This window comes from Parachlamydiales bacterium (assembly GCA_041671045.1).
Classification (GTDB): Bacteria; Chlamydiota; Chlamydiia; order Chlamydiales; family JABDDJ01; genus JABDDJ01.
Genome location: JBAZCF010000001.1, coordinates 383,162 through 403,019 on the forward strand (window position 1 = coordinate 383,162; position 19,858 = coordinate 403,019).

General features: G+C 40.6%; 14 protein-coding genes. 8 read left to right on the forward strand and 6 right to left on the reverse strand.

From position 1 onward, the window contains the following. Window positions 1-133: 133 nt before the first annotated feature. The 6 genes from aroE to WC222_01760 form a co-directional block, all read right to left on the reverse strand. Window positions 134-1,606: a shikimate dehydrogenase gene (gene aroE, locus WC222_01735; protein MFA6915093.1), complete on the reverse strand. Its 1,473-nt coding sequence runs from the start codon at window positions 1,604-1,606 to the stop codon at window positions 134-136. Next, window positions 1,572-2,714, reverse strand: coding sequence for a 3-dehydroquinate synthase (aroB, locus tag WC222_01740; GenBank protein ID MFA6915094.1), 1,143 nt, complete (start codon window positions 2,712-2,714; stop codon window positions 1,572-1,574). Before aroB ends, aroE begins: the two co-directional genes overlap by 35 nt. After that, a complete protein-coding gene (gene aroC, locus WC222_01745; GenBank protein ID MFA6915095.1) occupies window positions 2,711-3,802 on the reverse strand; it encodes a chorismate synthase in 1,092 nt (363 codons plus the stop codon). The genes aroB and aroC overlap by 4 nt, the downstream gene beginning before the upstream one ends. Further along, complete coding sequence (locus tag WC222_01750; GenBank protein MFA6915096.1) at window positions 3,795-4,319, reverse strand: shikimate kinase; 525 nt, start codon at window positions 4,317-4,319, stop codon at window positions 3,795-3,797. The genes aroC and WC222_01750 overlap by 8 nt, the downstream gene beginning before the upstream one ends. Continuing rightward, entirely contained in the window at window positions 4,316-5,602 is a 1,287-nt protein-coding gene (aroA, locus tag WC222_01755; GenBank protein ID MFA6915097.1) for a 3-phosphoshikimate 1-carboxyvinyltransferase, read from the reverse strand. The genes WC222_01750 and aroA overlap by 4 nt, the downstream gene beginning before the upstream one ends. Before the next feature lie 81 nt (window positions 5,603-5,683). Next, a complete protein-coding gene (locus WC222_01760; protein MFA6915098.1) occupies window positions 5,684-7,357 on the reverse strand; it encodes a hypothetical protein in 1,674 nt (557 codons plus the stop codon). 85 nt (window positions 7,358-7,442) lie between these two features. Between WC222_01760 and WC222_01765 the strand changes: the two genes are divergently transcribed. The 8 genes from WC222_01765 to pelF all read left to right on the forward strand — a co-directional run bounded on the left by WC222_01765 (window position 7,443) and on the right by pelF (window position 19,854). Then, complete coding sequence (locus WC222_01765) at window positions 7,443-8,120, forward strand: HAMP domain-containing sensor histidine kinase (protein MFA6915099.1); 678 nt, start codon at window positions 7,443-7,445, stop codon at window positions 8,118-8,120. A 7-nt stretch (window positions 8,121-8,127) separates the two neighbouring features. Next, entirely contained in the window at window positions 8,128-8,538 is a 411-nt protein-coding gene (locus tag WC222_01770) for a response regulator (protein MFA6915100.1), read from the forward strand. Window positions 8,539-8,651: 113 nt separating this feature from the next. After that, complete coding sequence (locus tag WC222_01775; GenBank protein MFA6915101.1) at window positions 8,652-9,377, forward strand: endo alpha-1,4 polygalactosaminidase; 726 nt, start codon at window positions 8,652-8,654, stop codon at window positions 9,375-9,377. Then, window positions 9,334-11,649 (forward strand): hypothetical protein, encoded by a 2,316-nt coding sequence (locus WC222_01780; protein ID MFA6915102.1) that lies wholly within the window; start codon window positions 9,334-9,336, stop codon window positions 11,647-11,649. Before WC222_01775 ends, WC222_01780 begins: the two co-directional genes overlap by 44 nt. After that, entirely contained in the window at window positions 11,639-15,970 is a 4,332-nt protein-coding gene (locus WC222_01785; GenBank protein MFA6915103.1) for a hypothetical protein, read from the forward strand. Before WC222_01780 ends, WC222_01785 begins: the two co-directional genes overlap by 11 nt. Window positions 15,971-15,978: 8 nt before the next feature. Then, window positions 15,979-17,328, forward strand: coding sequence for a hypothetical protein (locus tag WC222_01790; GenBank protein MFA6915104.1), 1,350 nt, complete (start codon window positions 15,979-15,981; stop codon window positions 17,326-17,328). Further along, entirely contained in the window at window positions 17,307-18,365 is a 1,059-nt protein-coding gene (locus tag WC222_01795) for a hypothetical protein (GenBank protein MFA6915105.1), read from the forward strand. The genes WC222_01790 and WC222_01795 overlap by 22 nt, the downstream gene beginning before the upstream one ends. After that, window positions 18,355-19,854, forward strand: a complete 1,500-nt coding sequence (gene pelF, locus WC222_01800) for a GT4 family glycosyltransferase PelF (GenBank protein MFA6915106.1) — start codon at window positions 18,355-18,357, stop codon at window positions 19,852-19,854. The genes WC222_01795 and pelF overlap by 11 nt, the downstream gene beginning before the upstream one ends. The last annotated feature ends 4 nt before the right edge of the window (window positions 19,855-19,858 follow it).

Sequence of the window (19,858 nt, forward strand, 5' to 3'; positions counted from 1 at the left end):
GAGTTACCAAAGCAATAAAAAATATAAAAGAAGTTTATTGAATAATTATATTTGTTATAAGGAATTCATGAATGGTCTATCAAGTATTTTCGTTGCAAAACAAACTTAATTCATTTGTAACGCTGGATTTAGCCTATGCTAGGATCTTTTGCGTCTTTTTCAGCAAAATTCTTCGGCATTCTTCTATATTAAGAATATTTCCAAACCACAGCTTATATTGCCCTAGAGCTTGTTCGATGAACATTTGATAGCCGAAGACTAGTTTGCATTGTTTGCTATGAGCAAGATTTAGAAAATCGGTGTATTGGGGGCGTGTTTTAATATCCATAGCTACGGTTTTATAGAGTAGGTCTTTTTCTTTTATGGGTAGGGATTCCGGAGTGGTATTAATGATAATGTCGTATCCTGTGAGTGCGACAGAGCTTAAGTTTTCTAGGGAGCAATAATTGCAATGGAATTTTTTTGATATTTTCTCTGCTTTTTCGACAGTGCGATTGGCCACAGTGACATGAGCGCCACGTTGTAAGGCTTCATAAACAATGGATTTGGCTGCTCCTCCGGCTCCGATGACGACAAGCTTTTTATTCCTAACAGGAATCTGGCTTTCAATAGCATTGAGTGCTCCCCTGCAGTCAGTATTATATCCCTTATATTTTCCATTCTCAAGAACAAGCGTATTTACGGCACCGATAGCAGAAGCTTCATGATCTACTTCATCTAATAAAGGGACAATGTGTTCCTTAAGGGGCATTGTGACACTTAGGCCTTGTATAGGAAGTTGTTTTGCAAGGTGTAAAAACTTTGGTAGTTCTTCAGGAGTTAAAGCGATTTTAACGTAAACGGCGTTGATATCGAGTTGTTTGAACAAGTGATTGTGTGTTAGGTCACTTAGGCTTTTATCTACAGGATTACCTATTAAGCAGTATATCTGTGATTGGCTGTTTAATTTGCGGTAGTTATAGCGTTCTATGAGCAGAGGGCCGCAGAGCTGGCCGGGTGCAGTGGCGGAATCTTTGCTTTCTTCAACGCACGCATATGTAAGGGGTGCGTTTAAAAAGGGAGCTATGATACGGGTGAATTGGCCATGGCTGCCCATACTAATTGCGATGATGTTAGAGTGCTCTTTAGACCAGATAGCTAATCTTAAGGCATCAAGGGGACTATTAGCCATGACAGCAATTTTGTACCAATGTGCACGGATACTGCGCATTATTTCCCAAATCGCATCAAGATTGTCGGGTGTTGATTTTGTGTTGTGGTACGAGAGGATGAGTTTGGTGTCCGGGTATTGCGTAGCAATTTTTTCAATAAAGGAGGGGGAAACATTATATTCGATATCCAAGTATTCCGGCTTGAGTTGTGCTATGCGCTCGATATCTTGTAGTCGGTTTGTTTCGGAGTGTAGGTAGTGACCGCCTTGATCTAAGTTTCTTAGGGTAAATATCATAGGAATGGAGTGTTCATTTCTTAGAGCTTCCAAAGCTTGCAGATCCAGAGTGTTAAAAAGATCAAGACGCAGTTCAATAATGTCAGCATACTGCAGTGCTAGGGATATTTGATGGCGTGCGTCGCTAAACGTGGGCCCTTTGATGGCTACACAAATCATGGATCATCCAATGTAAGGCTTTATTGATGTGAAGCAGGTCGACAGTAATGCAGAAGTCACCTTGTGAAGAGTAGGGCTTGCCGATTTCTTCGATCAATGCAAAACGGGGTGTATTTTTAATGGCCTTTTTATCCAAGGTCATGGCTTTGAATAATGCATCAAAAGATATGTGTGAAGGTAGCTTGAAAGGCAATGCATAGTCCAAGAATATTTGGTGGATTTTTTCGACAGTATCCATGGACAAGATTCCCATCAGATGAGCCAAATAGCATTCTGTCATGATACCAATGGCTACCGCCTCTCCGTGCGGGATGGAATAATGGGTGACGGATTCGATGGCGTGGCCTACAGTATGTCCTAAATTGAGCAGATTCCTTATTCCTTTGGAATGCGGGTCTTTTTCTACAATCTCTTTTTTTATCTTACAACTTCCGTATATTGCTGTTTGAGTTGCATTGAAATCTATTGTTAGGAGCTGGCGAGGATTTTGTTTCAAAAAATCGAAATAGCCTTTGTCAGCAATCAAGGCGTGTTTGATCATTTCTGCGACGCCGTTGCGTACTTCCGATTGAGGTAAGCTGGAGAGTACTGTAGGGTCAATTAGGATTTTACGCGGTTGGTATATGCACCCTAACATGTTTTTTCCGTAGGGTACGTTGACGCCTGTTTTACCGCCTATGCTTGCGTCGACCATCGCTAATAGTGAGGTTGGAATTAGGACGTGGGGAATGCCACGGCAGTAGGTAGCAGCAATAAAGCCGGAAAGGTCGGTAACGACTCCACCACCTAGGGCGATGATGCAAGAATCGGCGCCGAAGCCCTGTTCAAAAAGTTGGTTTTCAATTTTCTCTTTCGTTTCGCGGTTTTTGTTTTCTTCCCCACTGGGGAAAGTCAACTGGACAGTATCCATTCCCTGAGCATTGAGGAGTTTAGTCAATTCATTTCCATATAAGGATGCTATGGTCGGGTGTGTGATCAGTGCGAAACGATGGGCCAAAGGCTTTAAAGTATGAAGCAGGGCCTTATGGTCAAACAGTAAGCCGCAGCAAATATTGATCTCATAGGTGGGAGAGTTAACTGCTAAGGAGAGTTGGAGGTTCTGCATCATAAACGTGAACACCTGTTTAATAGGATAGCATCCGCAAGGACAATAGCGACCATAGCTTCTACTATAGGTACTGCGCGGATGGCAACGCAAGGATCATGGCGTGAACCGGGCGGAAGCTGAAAGGAGGCATTTTCATTAGATTTTGTCAGAGTGGGCTGTGGTATTTTTATGCTGGAGGTGGGCTTAAAAGCGACTTTTCCAATGAGGGGCATGCCTGTAGAGATCCCACCCAGAGTTCCGCCTGCATGATTTGATGTTGTGATCACCTTATCATTTTCTATTGCATAGTGGTCGTTATGATCCGATCCGTTCATGGCGGCAGCGCTAAATCCGGAGCCTATTTCAAACCCCTTAGAAGCTGGTAGGGACATCAAAGCATGGGCAAGGTTGGCTTCAAGCTTCTGATAGATGGGGTCTCCTAAACCTGCAGGGAGTGGATGTACTATAAATTCTACAATACCTCCCAGGGAATCTCCCTCTTCTTTGGCCTTTTCAAGAGCTGCAGTCATTGCTTCGACTGCTTGACTGTCATAACAGTAAATGGGGCTTTGGTAGGTAGCTTTAATGAGGGCTTGAGTGCATCCTTGATAGGTTGCTGTCTCTATTTCGCCGATTTGTTTAACGTAAGCAGCAATGTGGATGTTGTAGTGTTGGAGGAGCTTTTTTGCTACAGCGCCTGCAGCAACGCGGCAAGCTGTTTCTCGGGCGGAGGCCCTTCCACCGCCCAGGTGGTCGAAAATTCCGTATTTTTCAAGATAGGTGAAATTAGCGTGACCTGGCCGCAGCATGTCTTTGATAGGTTCGTATTTACTGGGGTCTGCATCGTGATTAGGAATAATGATGGATAGCGGGGTGCCGGTTGTTTTTCCTTCGAAGGTACCTGAAAGGATTTCTGCTTTATCGCTCTCTTTTCTGGGAGAAGTGTAGGAAGATTTACCCGGTGCACGTAGGGCAAGGGCTTCATTGATATCATCCTCGCAAATTTCAAGACCGGCAGGGCATCCGTCGATAACGACGCCAATAGCTTTGCCGTGGGATTCGCCCCAGGTAGTAATTTTGAAAACTGTACCGAAAGAATTGCTAGCCATTGTGGAGTGTCCTTATGATTTCAGCTACAACGTCCCCGACTGTGGGCAGGTTATTCTCTATTACAAAGTGGGCAGACTGTTCGTAAATGGGTATACGCTTTTCGATCATTGCAAGGAAAGAGATTTTAGGCTGCTCAGGATCTAAGAAGGAAGGAAGACCATTTACTTGAATTCTTTCCCAAAGAATATCAGGAGGAGTTTTTAGATAATAAACAGTTCCTAAAGAGCTTATTATCTTTTGATTGTCGGGGGAAATCAAGCTTCCTCCTCCCAGCGCAATCACACTTTGATTCACCGTATTAAGCTGCAAAATACAGCGGGACTCTAGTTGCCTGAAGAAATCTTCCCCTTCTTTCAGGCTGATAGTACGGCAGTTAGATTTATGCCCTTTTGTTCGGGCATACTCTTCCTCGATAAGATGGTCTGTATCGATGAAATGATAGCCGAGTTCCTTTGCTAAGGCATTACCAACCGTAGTTTTACCGCTTTGATGCAGTCCGCAAAGGATAATGTTCATGACACGATCTCGATTTTTGCACCTAGAGTAGTGAAATCCTGCACAAAAGTGGGGAAGGTTTTAGCGACGCAATCAATAGGTGTGATTGTAGAAGGCTCTTCAGCTGTCATAGCTGCCACTGCTAGCGATAATGCCATACGGTGATCGTGATAAGAGTGGAGGTGGCTGCCCTTCAAGGCGGACTTTCTTATTAGAAGGCCATCGTCGGTAGGAGTGATATCTGCTCCCATTTTCTTTAATTCGGAAGATATACACGCTAGTCGGTTGCATTCTTTATGTTTAACAACAGCAGCGTTATGGATAAGTGTCTCACCCTCGGCAAAGCAACCCACTACAGCAAGGATGGTTACTGCGTCGACAAAATCGTTGATGTCAATTTCCATTCCTTTGAGTGTGGGTCCTTTTCTTACCCAAATGGTATGGTTCGTAGTATCGATTTCAATGGCAGCCCCCATTTTGCAGAACTGATGTATCAGTTCTTTGTCTCCTTGAGAATCCGACATGTCCAAGTTATTCAGGCGAAGTTCTGACTGCGTGATTAGGGCGGCTGCGATAGGGAAAGCTGCTGTACTGAAATCGCCTGGTACTGTGTACTCAAACCCTTTATAACGCGCTTTTCCTTCCAGCCTATAATAGTCATAGCCCTTCCTTTCATAGGGAATACCCAGCCTGTCCAGCCAGGACAGGGTGACATCGATCCAAGGCTTTTCTCCCGCTTTGCTGACAAAAATTTCGATAGGCCCCTCTGCAAATGCAGAAGCGATAATAAGGGAGGAGGCATACTGAGCGTCTTCACTTTCAATGTTTGCAGCGCCTGGACGGATAGGTCCCTGGACAATTACAGGAGCGTGGTTGTCACCACGCATGGACGCTGTCTTAACACCTAATTGGGATAGTCCTTCTAATAGGGGAAGGATAGGGCGATAATGACGGATGGAATAGTCCCCTGTGACCACAACCGGAGAGGAGGCTAAGGCGCCCAGTGCCGTGGCAAAGCGGAAGGTGAGTCCGGAATTGCCGGCGTGGATGACATCTTCAGCATGTTTAATTTTCCCATTGGTTCCCACAACCTCAATACGGTCAGGAAAAATGTGCAGGGTAGCTCCGAAAAGGCGGCAGGCATTCACCATCGCTTCTGTATCGGGAGAAGCTAAGTAGTTATAGATGGTGCTACAGCCATCCGCAAAGGCAGCGAATAAAATAGCGCGTACAGTATGGGATTTGGAAGGGGGAATAGTCAGTTCACCCTTTAACTTAGATTTTTGGATTCTGAAAGTGCTCATACTTCCTCCCCTAAAAGAGCGATAATATACCAGAAGATGGATTACTTAATAAACTAGGGTGATTAGCGATGCCCGTAGATTTTATTCTGTAGGAATATCATTTACCCAGTGGAGTAAGTCTTGAGTAAGGGGATTGATTTTGAAAAGGAAAGAAGTGTTTACATGACGTTGTAAATCACAACGTATACGCTTCTCATAATAAGATAACTCTGGATCGGCACCAAATGTGTTCCTCCAAAATTTATCCACTTTGGGATGGGATTCGAAAAAAGAGATATTTAGAGATTTTTGCTCATCGGTTGAAAGTGTCTGTTTCAATGTTTTATCCAGTCTAAAATCTTTTCGTATAATATGATCCCAGGGGGTATGAGTGACCCATGTGCTTTTTGCGACTCTTTCTTTGGATAAAGCTTCTGCAGCGTTCAAGTCGTCCATTCGAATGAGGGCGATAATTTTTTTAATTAGAGAACTTATCCATGAAAATCCTCTCAAGGGTTTTATATCAATGTTGGAAAGAGCAGAAAATGAATGGATGTTTATATACCGTCCGATGCCTTTGGTTGAGGTCGTATTGAGTTCATTGTCTTTTGCAAGTTCAGCTAATCCTATTGCTGAGACTGCTCCACCGAAGGAAAAACCTATAACACCGATTTTATCCGGATCATTTTCCACCCAATTCTTTTTGATATGGGTTATGACGCATTTAAAAGCCTCTACAGCATCAGAAAAGTTTATTTCAGTGCCCTGGCTCAACATAATTTCCGGTCCATTATATAGGACAACATTCACTTGGAATCTATCAGCAAGACGCTCTGCCAAAATGAATTCATTTTCATAGCAGGAAGCATTTCCAGAACAGAAAAGGATAGTTTTCCTATTATTTTCGGGGGGTAAACCTTGTGGGTAAATGACGATACCATCTAGAGGGTCTAAAAGAGGGGTATGGAAATTTATCCTTTGAGCACGTCCCGTCTCAGTAAGTTTGCGAATAAAATTATTTCTGAATGAATAAGAATCATAGGGGTTTTTATTTCTAGTGCTTTCCATAGGATGTGTATTCTTGAATTCCTGTCTGAAGTCTTCTATGGTAGCGATGCCACTTTGTCTAGCATTGAAAATCAGCTCTGATAAGTATTTAAGGCCATAATTTAATTCATCAAGATAATCTGAATAGTCGCTTTGGTCCACTAGGGCTTTATGAGTATCTTGAAGGCTTCCTTTAGGTATTTGAGCAATTGATTTAAGAAATTTTATTCTATTGTTGAGGAGGTGTTGTAATTGAAAATAAACACCTAGAGAAGATTGAAAATGAAGATGACCATCAAAAAAAGCAATAAGGGGGTCAGGATCTATATCGCGGTGTTTCTTAAATGATTTTAAGAATTTGGATGCAAATAGTCTCTCTTGCCAATTAGCGTGAATGGGCATGTCGGATTCTGGTTTGATGTTTCCGTACAGAGAATCCACGCTATTTCTATGAAAAAAACTGGCAGGATGGATGCATTTTACTGCGATAGTGCGTATTAAATTCAGAATGCCGAAAGCTTTGATAATTCGGGTGACTTGAATTTTTAGCAATTGAGTTGCAGTGTAACCAGAAATTTTTGTTTTGTAATCAGCAAGTTTATCTTCCCAAATTTTGGCAAGATAAGTATTACCTGCATTAAGGGCGGATGAAGCATTACTTTCAAACCGCCTTAATTGAAAATAGCAAATCCAAGAAGAGTAGTTGTTATTAACTGAATTATAACTCATTATTTACTTAAAATATTTAAAAATTAATTGTAAACTAGTTACAATTTTAAGTAAATATTAATTAATGTTGATTTTAGAGCAGCCTATGTATAAGAAAGTGCTTTTAAGCGCTTCGCACGAGATCCATACCTATTTAAACGGAATTCTAGGCTATTCTTCATTACTGGAGTTTACAGAGCTTAACGAAAACCAGCAAAAGCAGGTAGAAAAAATTCATAGGTCAGGTGAGAACCTACTTGCTTTGATTGATGATACATTATTATTCGACACGTTATCCAACGATCAAACCCAAATGAATTTGCAGTTGATTGATGTGGGCAACCTATTTAGCACGATCCACGAAAGCATGGATGCTTATGCAAATTCCAAAGGTAAGAATTTGATATGGGAACAGGCTATACCGTCAAACTTTTCAGCCCATCTGGATGAATCAAAAATTCATACTGTAGTCATTAAAATATTGAAATTTTTCATTTTGATGGATCAGCACAAAGAAATAAGATTTCGTGTGAGAGTAGAGGAATCATTGATTTTAGAAGTACTGACTGCTGAAGCGATAATACCGGATGAGAAGCTGGGTTTAATCTTCGAAAAGATTTCACCTACAGATATACCCAATGTTAGATCAAATGATTGTACAGGATTTGAATTAGCAATAGCGTATAAGATCTTAGAACTATTGAAAGGGAAAATTACCTTTAAAAATACAGAAAAGGGGTCATTATTGACCTGTATCTATCCTATTGTTCAAAAGTTAGCTTGAGGTACAAATGATATTTGTAAATAACGAATTTCAAGGCAAAAAAGCCCTGATTGCAGATGATTTTTTGGTAAACCAGGAAATGATGGAAGAAATGCTGCAGTTACTGGGTTTTAGTGTCGACACCGCCGATGATGGGGGGGAAGCCATTCAGTTATGGCAGGAGAACACCTACGACATAATTTTTATGGATATCCAAATGCCGGTCAAAAATGGTTATGAAGTAACCAAATACATAAGAGAACAAGAGAAAAACCTGTCAAAACGTACGTTGATATTAGCACTAACGGCTAATGCACAAGCGGGTGATAGGGAAAAATGTATTGAGAGCGGTATGGACGGTTATATCAGTAAGCCGATAGAGATCAAACAGTTGAGAAATAAGGTTTTAGAAATATTCAACTTGAACTCAAAACCCTAGTGAACTGCTTGTTAAAATATATATTTACGATTCTTCTCGTTTTTTCCGCCCCCTTATTATCCCAAGAAAAACCTATCCGAAAGTGGGTTGTATATTATGGCGACCGCTTACCGGTGAAAGAATTTTTTCCTTTTCAGCTGGTTGTGATGGATACCCAACATCACATTCCATTGGAAGGCTTTCGTGAAAATAATATGACTATTTTGGGATACATCAATTTAGGAGAAATTGAAGAACGCCAGCATATTTTTAAAGATCCTCTGATCAAGCAATTTCTCCTGCAGGAGAACCCTCACTGGAAAGGAAGTTATTTTGTAGATCTCCGCCATAAGGCGTGGGTCAAGCTTGTAATTGAGGAATTGATCCCTCAAACACTTTTTGCAGGTTTTGATGGCATTTTTATAGACACTTTGGATAATGCGGAATTTCTTGAGCAAACAGACCCTGAAAAATTCAAAGGTATGAAAGAGGCAGCGGGTAATCTTATTAAAACCATCCGTTATCATTATCCGGGCATTAAAATTATGGTGAACAGAGCTTATTACCTATTACCGGTCATAGGAGATATCATCAATATGGAATTAGGAGAGTCTGTTTACACAACCTATAACTTTAAAACTAAAGAATATGAATTCGTTTCGACCGAGGATTACCAACTTCAGGTAGAGATTTTGCAGAAAGCTAAAAAAGATTTTAAGAATTTGCAAGTATTTACATTAGATTACTGGAACCCAAAGGATAAAGAGATGTATAAAAATATTTATAAATTACAGCGTGATAATGGATTTACACCTTATGTTTCGACTTTGTCGCTGGACACCGTTATTACGGAACCTTAGTTATTTTCTAGCCTGCCTCATCTCTTTCCCACACTTTATTACTTCAAAAGAAATCCCAAGAACAGTCCTTGCTTTATATGATAGCCAATTTCAAGACAGGCTGATTTTCTTAAATATTCATCAGATGGCCGAAATGCCCCTAAACCATCTAGGTTTGAGGGTAGAGTATGTTGATATCCATAAAGGTCTCCCGGACATCGCTGAAAGAAGTGATGTTATAGGGATATTAACTTGGTTTCCTTATTCAGCCACCACCAGCGATCCTGAAGCATTTATTAATTGGTCGGTGAAGGTGATCGATGCTGGATTGAAATATGTTGTCATGGGGAATCCGGGATTTGATAGAAAGGGGAGTATCACATCCAAAAGGTTAACGAATGTATTTTGGGAAAAATTAGGCCTGGAAGATAAAGATATTTCCTTTACTGACACCTATGATACATCAATAAGCTATAGCGATCCGGTCTGGTTCAATTTTGAGCGTAATTTTGACACATTACGTCCACCTTATTCTGTAATGAAGATGATAGGCTCGGGTGATGCCCAAACTCATCTGACAATAAAGAAAAATGATTCTCATCAAAGTACGTCCGAGCTTGTTGTCACTTCCCCGAATGGTGCGTATGCAGCTAGCAATTATTTAGCCTTCAAACAAAATTTAGTAGAGCAGGGAGACACAATCCGTAAATGGTATGTAAATCCCTTTAAGTTTTTTGAGAAAGGTTTTATTACAGCTGCCTTACCTAAATTGGATGCTACGACATTGGCGGGAAGACGCATCTACTATAGTCATATTGATGGTGATGGGTGGAATAACATGACAGAAGTGGAGAAGTATCGGAAAGATAAAGTTTTTTCCTCAGAAGTTTTCTATAAAGAGATCCTGCTGGGATATCCCGATCTTCCTATTACAATAGCTCCTATTGCAGCTGATATGAGTTTGAAGTGGTTTGGCACACCCGAGGCGCGCAACATGGCAAAAAGGATGTTTGAATTGCCGCATGTGGAGATAGGCTGCCATACTTTTACACACCCCTTTGATTGGAGTTTTTTTAGGGATTATTTACCGCAATATGAAGTTCCTTATCTAAATAATTATACGACAAAAGTCTTTCAGAATAGAGATGTTGTAGATGTAATCAAAGACTCTCTATTCAGGACCAAAAAGAAATATTATGATGAAATTCCTTTGGTCAATGAAGAAGAAGGGTTTAAAAAGCTCCCTCATGTTCTAGATCCCGGGTATGTGATACCTAGGGCTTATGCATTGAAACCTTTTAATGTTGAATTGGAGACTGTAGGAGCAATCAAAGAAATACAGACACTTGCTCCGGCCGGGAAAAAGGTAATGATCTATCAATGGTCAGGTAACTGTCAGCCATTTGATGAAGCGATAAGGTTAGTTGATAGTACACATGTTAGAAATATTAATGGCGGTGACACGCGCTTTGATGCGTATGCTGATTCGTATGGTTGGGTAAAACCCTTAGGTTTATATAGAAATGGCCTTTTACAGGTTTACTCTTCCAATGCTAATGAAAATATCTATACAGATATGTGGTCCAAGAATTTTTACGGATTTAATCTTCTTCCTAAAACATTTGCCCGGACAGAAAGTCCTATCCGTGTAAAACCGATGAATCATTATTACCATATCTATAGCGCTGAGAAGCAGCCAAGCTTGTCAGCGTTGCATGAAAATTTAAAGTATATTCGCGCACAAGAGATTATCCCGCTTCACACCAGCAATTTCTCCTCCATTGTAGATGGATTTTATTCAGGTAGAATATTTCAAGAGGAGGACGGTGGATGGAGTGTAAAAGATAGAAAATCATTACAGACAGTACGGTTGGATTATGCCACCTTTTTAGGGGTTGATTTGCAAAAGTCTACCGGAGTGATTGGTCAAAGACATTATCAAGGAAGTTTATACATCTATTTAGATGAGGCTATTGAAGAGCCAAAAATTTACATAAAAGACATACAAGTTAGTTACGAAGAGCCTGTAGAGCCCGAGGCTTATCTGATCCACAGCCATTGGCGCATTTGGGATTTGAAGAGGGATGAAAAAGTATTGAAAATGCAGTCACAGGGATTTGGAAAAGGGGATATGGTTTGGAAAGTGCCTGTAGATGGCGAATATACCATTAAGGTATCAAGCTTAGATAAAGCCATAACAAGTGTTGCTGCCAGGGGCGTAATTCAGTTTTTTGTAGATGCAGATGCGATTGAACCTATAACGATGACAATCAGCAGGAATAGTGGATTGTAGACTCTATTACATTACTATTTTGATGGTAGCAGCCTTTGGAGTAATCTTTGGGTTATTCTTTTTTCCAACTTACGATCAAGTTTCTTTGATGTTCTATTACAATAAGCAGTACGAGAAGGCTTTAGAACGTTACGAGGAAACTAAAGCAAAAACCGGAGGAAATACCCCCCTGTCAGTAGCCATTCCTTTATCGTGGACCTTTCTGAAATTCGCTGAGACGCAGCAAGCGCTACAGTCCGTAGAGGATTATGTCAATGAGAATCCGCAGAATATGGATGCGAAAATTTACCTATATTCCTTGTATAAAGAGACGGGTAAGCCTGTGTTGGCACAGATATTATTAAGAGATATCTATCAAGAGCTTCCATCAAAAAATGCTCTCGAAGATCTACTTTCAGGGTATTTAACAGATCAAGATATGCCTAATCTCATTTGGGCCTCACAGGAATTAATAGATAAGTATACAGCAAGCCCGGACCAATATACACAACTGGCTTACCTCTATGCTTCTACTCAAAAAATGGATCTTGCACTCGAGACAATCGATAAGTTGAGTATCAAAGAAAAAGGAAAAAAATGGAGTATCGATAATCTCAATATCGCTGTCAGTCTTTATGCTCGTAATAAAGAACCACAAAAAGTAATGGCCTTGATAAACAGCCAGATGCAGCTTGGATTACCGTTAAGCAATACGATTGAAATGGCATATGCATTGCTCCAAGAGGGGATGTCTCAAGAAAGTCTGCTCATTTTAGATCAGCTACAGCCTGATGCAAGGGATAGTTTGCAAGTTGTGACGGCAAGGATAAACATCACAATGTATAGAGGGGATAATAAAAAGACGTATATCCTATTGAAACACTATTTTGATCAAGGGATTCTCCCTGAAGCATACACCAATGACTTTTTAGCTTCAGCTCTCGAGAAGGACAACTATGATATTCTTCGGCAGATTTTGCAAAATTATCCACTCAAAGATTTTTCAGAAGATGTTCTAGTAAACCTTATTGTCAAAGCTATGGATCATCGCTATCCTGACCTTATTGTAATGTTGAAACACAATCTGAAAACTACACATTTCAACGATACGAACTTCCTAGCTTCACTTATCGATATTAGCTCTATTCCAGATGCTGAAGACCCTGAAAATGATTCAACTGTACCCTCATATAAAGCTTTAAATAACTATCAGAAATATCTTTTGACGCGGATATTATTCTCCAAAAAGTATCATACCCTAGCAAAAAAACAATTAACTTCAATAGAAAGTTTTACAGGGTTTACTGCCCCTGAAGTGACTGAGCTAGGTCAGCTGTATCTTGAGTTAGGAGAACAGGAGAGGGGTTTTCAGCTTATCGAGAAGGTAAGGGAAGAAAATGGACTAGAGAATTACTTGGAGCCCTGGTTGCTGCTTGCAACTGCTACAAATCATACGGAAGAGGTATTAAAATATTTGAATACCGGAAATAAGATTGGGGGAAGACTTTTAAAAGACCTTTTTTATACAGCCTACAAGAATAAAAATGGGCCGTTGTCGGTACTGGTTGCGGAGAAGATTGTCAGTTTATCTTCCAAAATCAAATACCGCGAGATGCTGGCGGAAGCGTATATTTTAAATGGCGATATAGCGCGCGGTGTAGCTTTGTTTGAGGTGCTGAATAAGGAAAACCCTCAATTTTTGGATCACTACATTGATATTCTGTTTCTAGCTGCAAAAAAAGATCCGGAGTATCAATCTAGGCTGCTCTCCCTTGTCGAAGATAGGCTGAAGGAAGGATCTCTCACAGAAAAGAGAAAAGAAGAGCTAGGATACATCTATATTGAGTTCAAAATGAATGACAAAGCTCTTCCGGTGTTTTTGGAGCTAGCCCAAGAAAAGCTTTATAAAAGCGAAGATGTACAAACCCTTCTGGGTTTATTTGGACAACATCCAAATAGTGAAGCTATGGCGTGGATACTCAAACGGACGGAAGGGGCATCTACTGAAGAAAAGATCCAATGGATAAATTACCTTATAGACATACAGAACCCTGCAAATGCTATTGCGTTCATCACTGAAGACGACTTGAAATCGCAAAACTATCAAAAGACCTATTTGAAGGCGATCGATGCGATGATCTATGAGTTGTCAAAAGCCTCCAAGAAAAATCCGTCATTAAAAAGCGAATTACGGGATTGGATTCTTAAAGGGTTGGCACTTAAGAGCGTTCCTAAAGCAAAGCAGCGCGAATGGGCTTTTGCATTAAGTGATGCAGGCTATAAGAAAGATGCAATTCCAATCTTTTTTGCTTTAGCAGAACATAAACGTTACAAAAGCGATGATGTGCAGAATCTCCTCTCTCTGTGGGGAGAAAAGCCACCTCAGGATGCGATTGTTTGGATGGAAATGCGGGGTAGGGGCTCTAAAGGCAAAGAAAAGGCATATTGGTTAAAATATCTTTTGGATATCAAGCATCCAGAAAGTGTAACAGCTTTAGTTACACCTGAAGACTATACATACACTGCTATCTTAGACATCTATTTAGATGCGCTGAGCACATTGAAAAAACAGGATTGTTTGCTAGCCATCCTGAGCGAAATATACCTTTGGGAGTTCCGTCCTAAACGTTTAAATCACTTAGGTAAAGTGGCGCAGGATGCTAATTTGCTCGATCTTGCAATCGATATATTTAACAAGCTCATAGGTATAGATCATAAACATATTAATGCCCATAGAGCTTTAGGGGCATTATACTTTGGTAAAGGCGCCCTAAGTATCTCACAGTATTATTTAGAACAATATCTATTTTTAAATCCTGCCGGCGACTATATGTCCTTCTATTATCTAGGAGAGATATTCTTTACTCACAAACACTATGCATGTTCCTATCCTTATTTCAGGCACGCTTTGCTCCTTAGTCAAAAGGAAAAAGAACATTCGATCTATCTTCAATCCACACAAGCACAGCTATATTACCGCTTAAGAAATCACAATATGGCTATCTCACTTTATTATGATATTCTTCAGAAAGCTCCCAATAATATCAACATTCGGTCGGACTTCGGCAATATGCTGATCGACCTTGAGCTATGGGCTACCGCAAAATGTGTCCTGTTTGACCCCACCGTGGAGTTTTTGGTTTTTGATGGGGACGAAAATGATGTACTTAACTTTACCATCACCCAGGTGCGCTATCTAAGGGATACTGTGCAACCTTGCAGAGCAATTCAAGTGATGGACGTGGCTTTGGCAGAAAACAATACTTACCCACCTTTATTAGCTGCAAAGGCTGAATTAGAACTGTCTTTGGGCAGCTGGCAAAATGCTCAAGATTATTTAACTTTAGCTCAGGAATACAACACTCTCAATGAGGGTTTCGTAAAGGCTTGGAGGGATATTTATATTGCCTACCAAGACTTTGGAGCGTTGGAGGGTGAATATAGAGAGACAAACGTCATACAAAAAGAGAAGTTCATCCGACTCTGGTACGAGGGTTTTATGAATGAAAATACTAGATTCAATTTGTATGTTGAAAATGATTTTCTCACCCTTGACTCCTATTTAAATCTTAATGGGGTTACAAAATCGTTTAAAGGCTACAGAACAAGGCTAGATTTAGGGTTCCTTCAATTTTTACCTGATGGACAAACATTCAGAGGATATGTCTATCTGGGAGACGGTCTTGCAGGCCTGGGAGCTAAATGGACTTCCCCTAACTACTATGGTATTTGGGGGCTTAAAGCAATGTATAACAAGCCTTGCTGGGAGTTTGTTCAATCGACGATAGAGTACGGATCGCAGGACACTATTGAAGTATCGTATAAACCTCGGCTGTTACCTCGTTGGGAGGGCTTCTCTTTACTTGCTTACAATAAATACAATTTGCATGGCCTTTCGCGTGCAGCATCTACAGTTCAAGCCGGGGGCAACCTTTCCTATCGTTTCGCGAATTATACCCCTGTCGGCCAGCTTGTGTGCGAAGATGATACTGTCATCTTAAACTATAATCTAGATGCCGAATATGGATTGAATAATGTGGAGAGAACGAATGAAGAAGGGATTTCCTATTTTCCATTGCCTTTTGTCAGCCGTGAAAACCATGCTTTAAGCTTAAATGTACGTCGGAAATTCAGGGATAATTTAATTGTCGAAGCTTATGGAGGGTATCTCTATAACAGGCTTGCAGGAAGGAAGCTTGCTCCGCTGTATGGAGGATTCTTCTTATTGGGCGTACCGGGATCATTCCAGATGCGTGTTGAATATAACCATTCAGTCAGTACTGAAGTAGGCGGCGGAACAGTAGACAGATACTTTTTTAACTTATTATACCCTTTTGAATAAGGAAAGTTATGACAGCGGCAGTAGAAGTATATGATGCGTGGTCGAGAAAAAAAATATTGGGAATCCCAATTTCAGCACTATTGGAGATGACGCTATTTTTAGGCATTCTCTTAGGTATAGACTTCTTTTTTTTGGATAGGACGCGCTATATTGATTTCCACCCCAATCCATTTTGGATCATAGTCTTATTGATTACGGTCCAGTATGGGACTTCAGCGGGTATAGTATGTGTTATCCTTTGCACTTTGAGTCTATATCTTTGGAATATCCCCCCCCAAAAAGCGCAAGAATCACTTTTCGACTACCAATTTAAGCTCGCTTTACTCCCTTTGCTTTGGTTTATATCTGCCTTTGTATTAGGGGAACTCCGTATGCGTGATATTGTGGATCTGGAAAAACAGGTGGAGATTAATCGTACTGCCAAAAAAGAACTGACCGCTATTACGGATGCCTATGACGATTTGAGAAGAATAAAAGAATCGATTGAATCACAGCTCGGGAGCCAGCTTAAGACATCCAATACTATCTATGAAACTTTTAAATCCCTAGGCACATTAAATCCCGGCATGATTTTGCTTAATTTAGATAAGATTGTCCAACCGATTTTGAATCCCAAAAAATTCTCCGTCTATTCTTTTGGTCCATCAGGGTTCGAGTCCACCCTATGCGTAGGATGGAGCGAGACAGAGAAATATCAACGCCGCTTTACTCCCAGCGATCCACTTTACAAAGAGATTGCGGGGAAGCAGCGTCAAGTTTGTATTGCCAATCAAGATGATGAGAAGATATTAGCCGGAGAGGGCATTTTAGCTGCACCCATGATAGACCACGAAAGCGGCGAGATCTTTGGCATGTTGAAAATTGAAGAGATAGATTATTACGAGTTGAATTTCAGCAATTTAGAGTTGTTTAACATCATCTGTGACCTTGTCGGAATGGCATATGCAAATGCAAGGCAATATCGTAAATTAGAAGCTAACACTATTTATCACTTTGATACGGAGCTTTATACCTTCAATTTTTATAAGATTCAGAAGCACTTTCTTGTAGATTTCTGTACACAGGAAAAGCTCCCCTTAGCCCAGGCATCCTTGATAGAGGCTGACAAAGAAAACTTTAGTCAAATGGATTTTGAAATTTTAAAAGTTATCCTTAAAGACTGCCTTCCATCCTCAGCACAAGTTTTTCAGGGAAAACGCAAGAAAGTCGAATTATTAGTCCTTTTACCCCACTTGACAAATGAAGAAGCTAATACGTTATTCTTCAATATTCTAAATAAAATCCAAAGTAACGGAACATTATCCAAAAAAAATATTACTTATAAAACAGAGAACCTATGCCCTACAGTCCCACAATAGGATATTATCCTGACGAAAAGCTATTTACTTTTGTGAGCTATGCATTAGGTCTGCTGGTTGTAGAGGCCCTATGCATCCGCATGTATCAGCTTCAGGTTATTACCGGCCCGGTACTGCTTTTGGGGCATATAGGGTTATCTCTCCTAACTCTAGGCGTTATCTACCTTGTCCCTCGATGGAGATGGGATGATTTACGCTTCCCCATTTTCATAAGCGCTTTATTCATCCCCGCCGGTCCTTGGGGGGCTGGCATCGCCGCATTTACTTTGTCGGTTTACTGGTTTTACTCTCAATCGCAAGGCTCTGATTGGCTGGATGATATCTTCGACGATTCAGACCATGATTATGTGCTTTACGAGCGCATTGTCCATGGATTAGAAGATTTAACACCAAAGCAAAGGATTGTTTCATTCAAAGACATCATGACTTTTGGCACTGAGAAACAAAAGCGGGCCGCCATAGAAAAAATGTTGGTCTACTTTATTCCTCCATTTTTCCCTATCCTTAAGGAGCTATTGAATGATAAGAACAACAGTGTGCGGGTTCATGCCGCGACGGCGATCACTCGATTGGACCGTCAATATTACGAAAAATTTTTAGAATTAGAAGCTAAAACCTTGCAATTTCCAAAAAATACAGATGTTTTGCTATCTCTTGCCCATCACTGTGAGTTCTGTCTAGAATCCGGCATGTTTGATGAAGACCGACGCAAAAAAATTCTTTTCACTGCGCTCATGGCCTACATGGAATATATCCAGCTCAAGCCTTTGAATTTTCCGGTTTATTTATCTTTTGCTAAGCTGCACTTGCAAAACAATGATCCGGTTACCGCTAAGGAATGCTTGGAAAAGTATTTTAATGAGAAGCAGCCCAAAACCCTCTTCGCTTGTAGTTTATGGATGCAAGCTCTATATGAGCTGAAGGAGTATTCTTCCTTGCGTAATTTTGCTGTCAAAGAAATGCCTTATTTCAGCAGAAAAGGTAAGGATAAGGAGGTAGAAATGTTAGAACTGTGGTCGGGGTTTCATGCAAGCTAACCCTGCTGATGTTTGTCTTGTGTTAGAGGGAACATACCCTTACGTTTCAGGGGGTGTGTCAAATTGGGCGCATGAACTTATCAAGGCGCAGAAAGACCTTTCTTTTGCCTTAGTGTGCATCCTGCCTCCGGATGACAAATTGAAAATGCGTTTTGATGTTCCATCCAACGTCATCAGCATACAAAATGTATTTCTTCAGAGACTGCCGGAAAAGCAAGGAAGTTTAAGCCGTAAAGAGAAAGAAAAATTGTTTGAAGAATTGGAAGTACCCATCCTTAACCTTCAGCATAAGGCAACTTTGAAAGGACTTCAGAAAATTATTTCTCTTTTAAATGATAAAAAAAAGTATTTGGATAATGAGACCCTGCTTAATTCAGTCGAGGCCTGGAAAATGACCCAGAGAATGTACCTTTCGACAATGGGCGAAAGCAGTTTTCTTAATTACTTCTGGTCATGGCGGTGTCTTCTGGGGAGCTTTTATAGTGCGCTCCTAGCCCCTATACCTGCTGCAAATGTTTACCATACATTGTGCACAGGATACGCAGGACTTTTCACAGCCCGTGCTTTTGTTGAAACGTCCAAACCCTGCCTGGTGACAGAGCATGGAATCTATATGAATGAACGGAAGATAGAGATAACATCCGCAGACTGGTTGGAAGACTATAAGTCGATGAATTTGAATATTGAAAAAAAACGTTTTGACAGGGATTTAAAAAGCTATTGGATAGATACATTTTTAGCCTATTCAACGTTATGTTATGAGGCCTGTGAGAAGATCATAACCCTGTATGAGGGTAACCTCATAATGCAAATAGCAGACGGAGCAGATCCTAGCAAGCTCACAGTTATCCCCAATGGCATCGACGTTGAGAAATTTTCACAGATAGTTCGAGTTCCCCATGAAAAAAACCGCATCGCTTTCATTGGACGCGTCGTTTCAATCAAAGATGTTAAAACCTTCATCCGAGCTATTGGATTATTGCAAGACAAAGTACCCCATCTTGAAGGGTTGATCATAGGGCCTACAGATGAAGATCCTGATTATTATCAGGAGTGTTTGGACCTTGTGGAGTCGCAGGAACTACAATCGATCATAACATTCACAGGGAAGCTCAAAATTGAGGAGATCTTACCAACGATAGATCTGATAGTCCTTACAAGCATAAGTGAAGCGCAACCTTTGGTACTGTTGGAAGCAGGTGCTGTAGGAATACCTGCTGTCACTACAAATGTGGGTGCTTGTGAAGAGATATTGAATGGAAAAATGAATGAGAACCCCCCTCTAGGAGTAGGCGGGCTGGTGAGTCAGCTTGCCAATCCACTTTCAGTATCAAAAAATATTTTAAGACTACTTTTGGATAAGAAATTCTACGACGAATGCAGCAGGACAATAAGGCTGCGCGTACATAAATATTATGACGAACGTGAAATGCAGACAAAGTATAAGCAGTTGTATGAGTCAATGATTAAACCGGCAATTACCGAATAAAGGC

What these genes read in the sequence shown, in the direction of transcription:
- aroE (MFA6915093.1), bottom strand. Translation starts at nt 1,606, where the DNA reads ATGATTTGTGTAGCCATCAAAGGGCCCACGTTTAGCGACGCACGCCAT.
- aroB (MFA6915094.1), bottom strand. Translation starts at nt 2,714, where the DNA reads ATGATGCAGAACCTCCAACTCTCCTTAGCAGTTAACTCTCCCACCTAT.
- aroC (MFA6915095.1), bottom strand. Translation starts at nt 3,802, where the DNA reads ATGGCTAGCAATTCTTTCGGTACAGTTTTCAAAATTACTACCTGGGGC.
- WC222_01750 (MFA6915096.1), bottom strand. Translation starts at nt 4,319, where the DNA reads ATGAACATTATCCTTTGCGGACTGCATCAAAGCGGTAAAACTACGGTT.
- aroA (MFA6915097.1), bottom strand. Translation starts at nt 5,602, where the DNA reads ATGAGCACTTTCAGAATCCAAAAATCTAAGTTAAAGGGTGAACTGACT.
- WC222_01760 (MFA6915098.1), bottom strand. Translation starts at nt 7,357, where the DNA reads ATGAGTTATAATTCAGTTAATAACAACTACTCTTCTTGGATTTGCTAT.
- WC222_01765 (MFA6915099.1), top strand. Translation starts at nt 7,443, where the DNA reads ATGTATAAGAAAGTGCTTTTAAGCGCTTCGCACGAGATCCATACCTAT.
- WC222_01770 (MFA6915100.1), top strand. Translation starts at nt 8,128, where the DNA reads ATGATATTTGTAAATAACGAATTTCAAGGCAAAAAAGCCCTGATTGCA.
- WC222_01780 (MFA6915102.1), top strand. Translation starts at nt 9,334, where the DNA reads ATGTTTCGACTTTGTCGCTGGACACCGTTATTACGGAACCTTAGTTAT.
- WC222_01790 (MFA6915104.1), top strand. Translation starts at nt 15,979, where the DNA reads ATGACAGCGGCAGTAGAAGTATATGATGCGTGGTCGAGAAAAAAAATA.
- WC222_01795 (MFA6915105.1), top strand. Translation starts at nt 17,307, where the DNA reads ATGCCCTACAGTCCCACAATAGGATATTATCCTGACGAAAAGCTATTT.
- pelF (MFA6915106.1), top strand. Translation starts at nt 18,355, where the DNA reads ATGCAAGCTAACCCTGCTGATGTTTGTCTTGTGTTAGAGGGAACATAC.